6 protein-coding genes and 1 pseudogene are annotated in these 8,990 nt (G+C 45.2%); 1 reads left to right on the top strand and 6 read right to left on the bottom strand.

Translation table 11 applies throughout. The features are described from left to right. Nucleotides 1–328: 328 nt before the first annotated feature. Complete coding sequence (locus ACOCD9_RS03250) at nucleotides 329–1,021, bottom strand: helix-turn-helix domain-containing protein (protein WP_419546354.1); 693 nt, start codon at nucleotides 1,019–1,021, stop codon at nucleotides 329–331. Between the two features lie 13 nt (nucleotides 1,022–1,034). After that, a complete protein-coding gene (locus ACOCD9_RS03245) occupies nucleotides 1,035–1,316 on the bottom strand; it encodes a sulfiredoxin (protein WP_288137811.1) in 282 nt (93 codons plus the stop codon). Nucleotides 1,317–1,431: 115 nt separating this feature from the next. Here ACOCD9_RS03245 and ACOCD9_RS03240 point away from each other — a divergent pair. Further along, nucleotides 1,432–3,195 (top strand): annotated as a pseudogene (locus ACOCD9_RS03240) (SWIM zinc finger family protein). Nucleotides 3,196–3,850: 655 nt separating this feature from the next. Here the strand turns inward: ACOCD9_RS03240 and murI are convergent. The 4 genes from murI to ACOCD9_RS03220 all read right to left on the bottom strand — a co-directional run. Continuing rightward, on the bottom strand, nucleotides 3,851–4,663 hold the full coding sequence (gene murI / locus ACOCD9_RS03235) for a glutamate racemase (protein ID WP_419546353.1): 813 nt from the start codon (nucleotides 4,661–4,663) through the stop codon (nucleotides 3,851–3,853). 100 nt (nucleotides 4,664–4,763) lie between these two features. Beyond that, on the bottom strand, nucleotides 4,764–6,662 hold the full coding sequence (locus ACOCD9_RS03230; protein WP_419546352.1) for an N-acetylmuramoyl-L-alanine amidase: 1,899 nt from the start codon (nucleotides 6,660–6,662) through the stop codon (nucleotides 4,764–4,766). A 146-nt stretch (nucleotides 6,663–6,808) separates the two neighbouring features. Continuing rightward, complete coding sequence (locus ACOCD9_RS03225) at nucleotides 6,809–8,185, bottom strand: cation:proton antiporter (protein ID WP_287699790.1); 1,377 nt, start codon at nucleotides 8,183–8,185, stop codon at nucleotides 6,809–6,811. Between the two features lie 514 nt (nucleotides 8,186–8,699). Further along, nucleotides 8,700–8,990: hypothetical protein (locus ACOCD9_RS03220; RefSeq protein WP_419546351.1), on the bottom strand; the 291-nt coding region annotated here is incomplete at its 5' end.

Raw genomic sequence — 8,990 nt, 5'->3', positions numbered from 1 at the left:
TCCAGCTACATCAAATGTTCCAAAAAAATATAGAAGAGCTAATGCAAATTAGCCGCTATCGGTTGAAGGATTACATCAAAGGACAAAGAGCGATATCGCTTGCCCTATCTACCTTCTAGCTCGCTTGTCCCCCTCTCAGCTCCGAATCATATATCATCTTAACCGTTCAGAGGGCGTTTATCAAGCCGCCATTAGTTTTGTAATGGGGATTTATGCCCCGCTCCAAAAACTTTTCGCTTTAAGGCGAGGTTTTAGACCCGATTTTTTCGATAAAAGCAGACCACGGAGGAATTTTTCGCAGCACCAAAGCTCTGCAACAATTATCACTTTAAGCGGTGACATTTTCTGTTTCTGCTGGTTGAATTTCCGGCATTTCTACTTTAATTAAACTCACTCTAGCACGATAAAGTAGTTTTTCCCCATGACGATAGCCCCGATAACGAACTAGAACGGGTGTACCGATTGCTGCTTGACCATCGATCAATTGATGGATTTGCGGATCATAACTCACATGATCACCGACACTGTCAATTGGTTGCACTCCCCAGCGCTCCAGTAACTGCATAATCGGTTTAACTAGGGAGAGGATTTTGACGGCTGCTAGGTCGGGATTTTTGCGGGCAACGGCCTCGGCCGTGGGCCATTGAACTAACCAAGATTCGATCGCTTCGATGCTTTGACGTTGAAATTCTGCGGCTAATTCTTCTTTTTGCTTATCTAATTTTTGCTGTAAATTTTGATACTCTTGTTCGAGAATTTTTAATTCCCCTGAACGATCCTCTGTCCCCATCGTCGGGATTTGAAAATGAGCGAGGAGATCGCTAACTGGCAGCTGCAGCGCATTAGCTAATTTCACCAAAGATTCAGAGGATAATTTGGCGATTAAACCATGGCGAACTCTCTGCAATTGCCAAGAAGATAGACCCGATAACTGACTCAATTCTTCCAGATTTTGACAGCCAATTTCTGCCATTAACTGCTCTAATTTTTGCCGATGATATTTATATAAGGACTCATTCATGGGACTTCTCAGCTTAAGCGATGTGTTTAGCTAAAACGGATTTAGGAGCGCGACGAACTCGACAGAGAATTGTTTCTTTACCGAGACTCTGATGAGCGGCAAAGCGATGGCAACCAGAAAAACCGTAGTAGTTACCATCCACCTCCAAAACATCGATCGGTTCTCGTAATCCCTCCTCAGCGATCGATTGCATCAACTGATTAACTTTTTCGGGATCGGTTTGTCGCGGTAAAGGACGACGAATTTGGGACAGAGGAATGTTTTTAATTTCCATAGTGTCTTCACTATAGCACATTTAGGCTAAACTGAAGATAAGTTGACTCGGTTGCTGATGCAGTAGTCCGCCTCGCTGCCGGTAGTTTTCTTAACACAGACAAGATTTTATCACTCAATTCCCTCCTTTGCTGACTATGACTATTCCTCCTATCAATGAAAAAATTATCCGGCAAAATAGCACCAATGCTTCCTATCAGCGCGGTCAAGATTATTACGATAGCGGTGCAGTTATTTCTCTTTGGCAACGGGGGCAAAATCTGCAAGCTTTAGTGAATGGTAGTGAGGTTAAACCCTATCGAGTTGCCATGGATTTTAAACAAGATAATCTTGAAAATGTCTCCTGTTCCTGTCCCTACGATTATGAGGGTTGGTGTAAGCATATTGTGGCGGTTTTATTAACCTGTTCTCGCCAACCAGAATTAATTATTAAAAAAGCCTCCCTAGAGGAATTATTGACACCGATTGATGAAAGTAAATTAAGAAAATTGCTTAATCATTTAGTGGCTAAACACCCAGAAATTATCGAGACAATTGATAAGTTTTTATTGCCAGCTACCCCAGTTAATAAAGCGGTAGGAAAGATAACTATTAATGTCAAAGCTTATCGTAATACTGTCCTTAATGAACTGCGGCAATCCCTACGAGCGATCGAAGAAGATTACTACGAAGAAGATCCAATTTCTGATGAAATTTATGCCCTAGTGGATGAGGCCAAAGATTATTATCAAAAGGGAGAACCGGATAACGCGATCGCTATTTTAGAAGCAATTATTAGCGCCTGTATCGAGGAATGGGATAATTTAGAAGATTACGGTGCTGTTAATGATGATTTAAGTGCTGGAATCGATCGAGTTCTAACTACGGCAATTTTAAGCTAAGAATTTAATCCCCAAGAAAAGCAAGATTTAAGCGAAAAGATCGAGCAATGGCAGGATGAATGGAGTGCCGATTTTGAGATGAGTTTAGCAGCATTACAACAGGGATGGGATGACCCTGTTTTAGAGAAGATTTTACGAGGAGAATCGGCTAATTTTTCAGAAATGTGGTCAGGGAATATCCCCGATTATGCCCAAACATTGACTTCTATTCGCTTAGAAATTTTTGAGCAACAGGAAAAAGATCAGGAATATTTGAATCTAGCTTTAGCTTCAGGACAAGTGGTAGAATATCTAACTAAGTTAGTCTATCTTGATCGCATTGACGAAGCGATGGCATCGGCAAAAAATATGATAACTAAAAACGATGAAGCTTTCTTTTTTGCCAAAGCTTTACGCGATGAATCCGCACCAGAATCCGCCCTAATAATTGCCAGGGGTGGTCTAAATTTCCCAGGGAATTATTATTATCAATTAGCTCTCTGGACAAGTGAACTAGCGCAATCTTTAGGGGATATAGATACAGCTTTGGCTGCTAGAATTAAGGCATTTCAAGACCAACCTTACTTTTCCCATTACCAAAAAATTGAGTCTTTAGCGGGGGAAGATTGGCCCGATTTAAAATTAGACTTGTTAGATTACTTGCGCGAGTTTAGCGGTGGACGTTCCACAGAGGCTAAAATCGATATATTTCTCCACGAAAATTTAGTTAGAGATGCAATTAAAGTCGTTTCTGATAATTCCTATGTGCAGTCTCACCTAATTTGGCGGATAATGGATGCGGCTGCTACCGTCGATCCTAACTGGGTGATCGATCGCGCGCGTCCTCCTGCGGAAAAGATACTCGACGAAAAAAAGGCTGATCGCTACGAAGAAGCGATTAAATGGCTGAAAAAAGCTCGTAATGCCTTTTATATGTCGGGAAGACGGGAAGAATGGCAAACTTATCGGGAAAGTTTAATTAAGGAACACGGACGCAAATCGAAATTTATGGGGTTATTCAAATATCAGGATTTACAATAATTTAAGCTTGTAGCCGTCAGTTATCGGCTAAAATCAGGCTTTTTTTAGCTTGTAAAGCGGGAATTTGTCCTCAGCTTAAGTCTAGTGATGTTTCGACGCAAATTCTTTTATGCTACAAATTGAAGTGCGGAATGTAGGTTGTAGTAAGTAGTCATGCAAAATAAATTTCCTAGTGAAGACAGGCAATAGGCAAGAGGCAAAAGCTTGATCGAAATGTGTAATTAATTTTGCTTAGGTACTTATCTTCTCGACTATAGCAGTTTTCATCAGAATGAGGTATGGGCAAGGAGCTTAAACCCTTTGTTGGCAAAACTTGTCGATACCTCAGTAACGTGAAAAGCGCTATCTTTTATCGGGAAATTTCAAATCTGCTTTGGCTATTACAAAAATTCATATTTATGTCTTGTGAACCTGCTACAGCTAAACGCAATGCTTAGTTACTGGTCAGTTGTTTCTGGTACTATCGTCACCTCTACCTCCATCATATTCTCCTTCTGCCCCTTCACGTTAATCTTCTTCACCGTCCCAGAATAAGACGATTGCACCTCACCCAACCCTTTGATACTAAATCCGTTGAGTATAGGATACATATCAGGACAGGCAAAAGGCAGCTGATAACTGCTCACTGATAACTGCTCACTGAAAAGGCTAACGGTTATAAAACGGGGACGGGTAAATAAACCTTTTCTACCGTAGGAGAAAAACCTAGCCATTGACGAGATAAACGGGCAAAAGTATCAGGATCACCGCTAACTGCGAAGTTAGTAGGAAGGGATGTTTCGGGATTTTTTAGTCCTAATAATTCTAGCTCTTTTTCCGCCGCTCGGACAACGGCAGCGGCGGGATCTACCAACCGCACGGAACTAGGTAAAAGACGACGTAAAACCGGGGAAAGATGGCGATAATGGGTACAACCATAGACCAAAGTATCAATATTTTCTGCCAGTAAAGGCTGAAGATATTCTCTAGCCACTTGGGTGGTGTAGGGGTCAAAAATGCGGTTAGCTTCGATCAAAGGGACAAATTCAGGACAGGGAATTTGCCAAACTTGGGCAGTAGGATCGATTTCTTGAATCGCCTGTTTATAGGCATTACTTTTAGCCGTAGCCGGAGTAGAAATCACCCCAATGCGCTTTCCTTGTTTAACGGCAGTTTTGGCCCCGGGTAAAATTACCCCCAAAATTGGTAAATCTTTAAATTCGGCCCGTACTTCTTCTAAAGCCAAGGCGGAACTGGTATTACAGGCCATAATCACCATTTTCACCCGGCGCTCGCCCATCCAAGTGAGAATTTCCCGGACAAATTCGATAATTTCCCCTTTAGAACGGGTTCCGTAGGGAAGTCTAGCGGTATCAGCGAAATAGAGAATCGATTCTTGGGGCAGTTGTTTATACAATTCCCTTAAAACGGTCAGTCCACCCACACCACTATCAAACACACCAATCGGACTAAGTTGTGATTCTCTCATAGATAATATCGAGGAAAACGCTGATCTAAAATAGCTTTATTTGATGATATTAAAACACGGATTTTTTGATTGGTAAACTAATGCTCCAATGATTTAATCATTAACGGAGATTTCGTTGAATATATTCAATAATCCCTCCTGCGATCGCCGCCGCCATTTGTCGTTGAAAGTTGACATTGGCTAACTTAGCAGCATCCTCAGCGCCGGTGACGAAACCCACTTCCACGAGGGTAGAGGGCATTCTGGAGGTTCTCAGCACATAGAAACGGGCCCGACGCACCCCTCGATCGCGCATATCGACACTGCGGACAATATTGCGATGGATGGTGTCCGATAAACGGCGATCGCCGAAGTAATACACCTCTATGCCATTGACATCCGGTCGTGCTTTCCCCATAGAGTTAGCGTGGATACTGACAAATAGATCGGCATCGATCCGGTTAGCCATATCCGTGCGCCCTTGCAGGGTGACAAAGAAATCGCTGTCTCTAGTTAGACGCACATCGATGCCCTGTTGTTGCAGGATGCGGGTAACTTCTAGGGAAATGGGCAGAATTACGTTTTTTTCCTGAAGGCCACCAATTCCGATCGCCCCCGGATCCTTACCACCGTGGCCTGGATCGATCACCACCAGAAAGCGGCCATTACGTTGTTGGGGGGGATTAGGAGTGGGGTTAGAGGGGCGCGGAGGTGGGTTAAATTGCCCCGTATCTGGGGGTAAAGGGACAGGTATAGTGGTGGAGTCAGGAACCTGAGAAACGGGACTAGAATTGCGGGAGGAAAGCAATTCTAGGGCTAGGGTTTGACTGTCCGATTGAGTTAATTGTCCCAGTTGAAACCCTGCTGCGGTCTGTACCAAAATCAGCACCTTATTGGCGCTTTCCTGACGTACCCGCAATTGATAGATGGGACTATAGCGACCGAAGCGCGGACCGCGAAAAGACTCGGCCAACTTAGCATTTTCGATGCGTAGTTCATAGACACCATCCCGGTTAACACTGCCGTTAGCTTTCAGGGGTGAATCCGCACGAATTAAGAGGCGATCGTTATTACCCGCCAGATCGATCGAGGAGATCGTGGCCAAACGATTGCTAGAAGGGGGATTATTGGCAGTTTTTGGGGGGGGATTGTTGGGGCGAGGATTGGGATTAGTGGCTCTAGTGGGGGGAGGAGAGGAGATATTATCCACGGAACCCAGACCACCCCTGGGCAGTAAAACCAAGCCACCAAAACGACTATAGAGAGCTTGCCAATCGGGGCTATCTCTATTAACGCTTAGGGAAATCTTAGCCCGTTGATTGGCAGTCTGACTGAATTGAATATCACCGACCCCATAGCGATTGACGGGGATAGTTTGACCGGCGAGACTGCTGGGTAAAGTGGCCCCGGGTAATTCAAATTCGATTTTTTTGCCGTCGCGGCTGCGTTGACTGCGGATCGATCGCTCATCACCATTTTGCTCTAAACGGACAAAAAGACCATTGCGAGTGATCTGAAAATCATCGTTGTTCTCCGTCTGGCTAACTGGAGGTGGGGGAGTGGGACGGGTGGAACCGCGATCGGGGGGAGGTGTGGGGTCAGGGGTGACGGGGGGTTGCGTTTCCTCCCTAATCGGTTGGGGTTCTGGCAATTCCACTGTCCATTGGGTGGGCGAAATTCCGCGAATTCTTACCTGTTGAGGATCGACGGTGTAGCCGGGGGCCAATTCAATCACTAAACGGGTAGTTTCCGCATCAAATTGACCAATACGGACACTTCTGACGATATTGCCAATGGGCCGGTTAATATTGGGTTGCCCTAACTTGATCCCGGGCAGATCGATCACGATCCTGGTGGGGTTAGTGATCATTTGCGCTCGCGGTTGCACTCGATTGTCGGTGGTGAAGACCAGACGATTCTCATTGGTGTCGAATCGCCAAAAGACGAGCTTGCCAGCCCAAGCAGGGGCCGCCACCAGCAACCAAGTTAATGCGCTTAGGAATAACCAATGAAATCTCACGATCGATGCTCCCGTTGCTCGGTTATCAATTACCTTTTTTCGGTAAAAATGGACGATTTTGTCGATTTTTTGCCATCCATAGCTCCCTTAATGCTCTGAGAATGACTATCAATAAAAACAAGCTTATGGGACGTTGGCATGGTCTGCTATGTTTCTTGAGGGCTGGCGGTGGGTTCTTTAAATACTAACCTTAACAGGGGCGGAGCGACAAAGGTGGTCAAGATCACCATCATAATAATGGCTGCATCGGTAGCGGGGGATAAAGCACCACTAGCAGCCCCGACTCCAGCAAAGACTAAACCCACTTCACCCCGGGGAATCATGCCAACTCCGATCGCCAAGCGATTGAGTTTTTCCTTACTGAAAACGGCCAACCCTGTCACCACTTTACCCAAAATCGCGACGACAATTAGGAAAGCGGCCAAGACTAATCCTTCTCGATTGCTGGGAATAGCGGGATTAAGCACACTTAAATCGGTTTTTGCCCCCACACAGACGAAAAATATCGGTACAAATAAATCGGCGATCGGGAACACTTGTTCTGCCAATTCCGATCGCTTTTCCGTTTCCCCTAGGACTAAGCCCGCAGCAAAGGAACCGAGAATCGCTTCTAATTGGATAACTTGGGCAATATAGGCAAGAATAAAAGCGAAAATCAGGGAAACTAAGAGCAATTGTCCCCTAGTTTTCATGCTATTAACTAATTGAACGTAAAAGGGGCTTAAAAAACGACCGATCAGGATCGCCCCCACCACAAAAGCGCTAGAACTAATAACTAGATAAATTACTTTGCTAATTTGCACTTCTCCGGTTTTCACCAAAGAAGCAACGACAGCGAGGACGATAATACCGAGAATATCATCGAGAACCGCTGCCCCGATAATAATTTGACCTTCTTTCGCCGATAACTGCCCTATTTCTGCTAAAACCTTGGCGGTAATGCCGATACTGGTAGCGGTTAGAGCTGCCCCGGCAAAAATAGCGGGAATGGTGGCCAGATGGAAAATATAGATTAAACCCAAAGTACCCACCAAAAAGGGAACCGCAACCCCCACCACTGCGACAGCAGCTGCCTGTGGACCGACGCGAATTAATTCCTGCAAGTCTGACTCTAAACCAATCTCGAACAGCAGGATAATTACCCCCAATTCCGAGAGGACGGAAATCACCTCACTGGCAGCACTAAAAACGGCGGGAGATTGCTCTGGGGTGAGGGATGACGTGGATTCTAGGAAATGAATTAGGAGAGAATCCTCGAATCCCGCCCCTCCTTCTGGAAAAACCAGTAATTTTAGGGCAGAAACCCCGATAATCACGCCACCGACTAATTCTCCTAGCACGGGGGGCAAGTTGAATCGAACGCATATTTCCCCCCCCAGTTTACAGGCGAAATAAATAACGGTCAAACTCAGCAGCACGCAGGCTAAAACTAAGGCACTATCGGCAGTTTCGACCGTAGCTGCCGAGGCTAACAGGGGAATGTTAAAACTCCAAGCGGAAGAAAGGAAAGGCTGTAATATCATCGCTCGCTCAAAATTACTCCCAATACTCTAACAAGCTGGCGGCCTATTCTGTTATTCCCTATTAAACTTTGCCCCTTGTCCAACTTCTACGAGGGTTCGGCCGTGGTCAGGTGAGGGTCATATAAATTGTCAGACTTGTTATTATCGACGATAATAGGGGGCAAAACAGCTAATAGTTGACTCCACATCCTATTTTTGACGACTACCGCCGCAATCATCGCTGTAGCACCGCCCAGCCCTTCTTTCGCCAGTTTGTAAATAATTTTTACAGACCCCTTGACAAGATGCTTATTTTGTGTTTCCTAGATGTCGTACCAAGAGTGATCGTCGTGTCACCATTATCACCGCAAGCGTGCATTGGACGGGGATGTGAAGAAAGATAGGGAGCCTGATTTTCCTTCTCTATGGGGAGAGCATTCATATCAACGGATGTCGAGACGGATGCGACTTTAGTTTAAGGAACTGGGGAGGGGAAAGGAGGAAATCATCAGTCTAGGGACAGTTTAGGAAAATTTTAGGAGAATATAGCTTTCAGTTTCAGGAATTTACTGGTTTTCATGGCGGTAATTTCTTGCTTGGTTTCCTCTAGAGCTTGTTCTGTACGAGCGAGTTCCTCCTGAAGTTGTTGCCGTTGAGACTGCTGAAAATCTTGAACTTGTCTACAGGCCTCTTCCAAATTAACTGTTTTTTGTGCCAATTCCCCACGGGTTTGCTCTAATTGCCCTTGGGATTGTGCCAATTCCCCACGGGTTTGCTCTAATTGTGCCTGGGATTGTGCCAATTCCCCACGGGTTTGCTCTAATTG

It is taken from the genome of Microcystis sp. (assembly GCF_048564745.1).
In the GTDB taxonomy this organism is placed as follows: Bacteria; Cyanobacteriota; Cyanobacteriia; order Cyanobacteriales; family Microcystaceae; genus Microcystis; species Microcystis ichthyoblabe_A.
The sequence above is the reverse complement of the archived record's forward strand: the minus strand, read 5'-3'. Positions and strand labels throughout refer to the sequence as shown.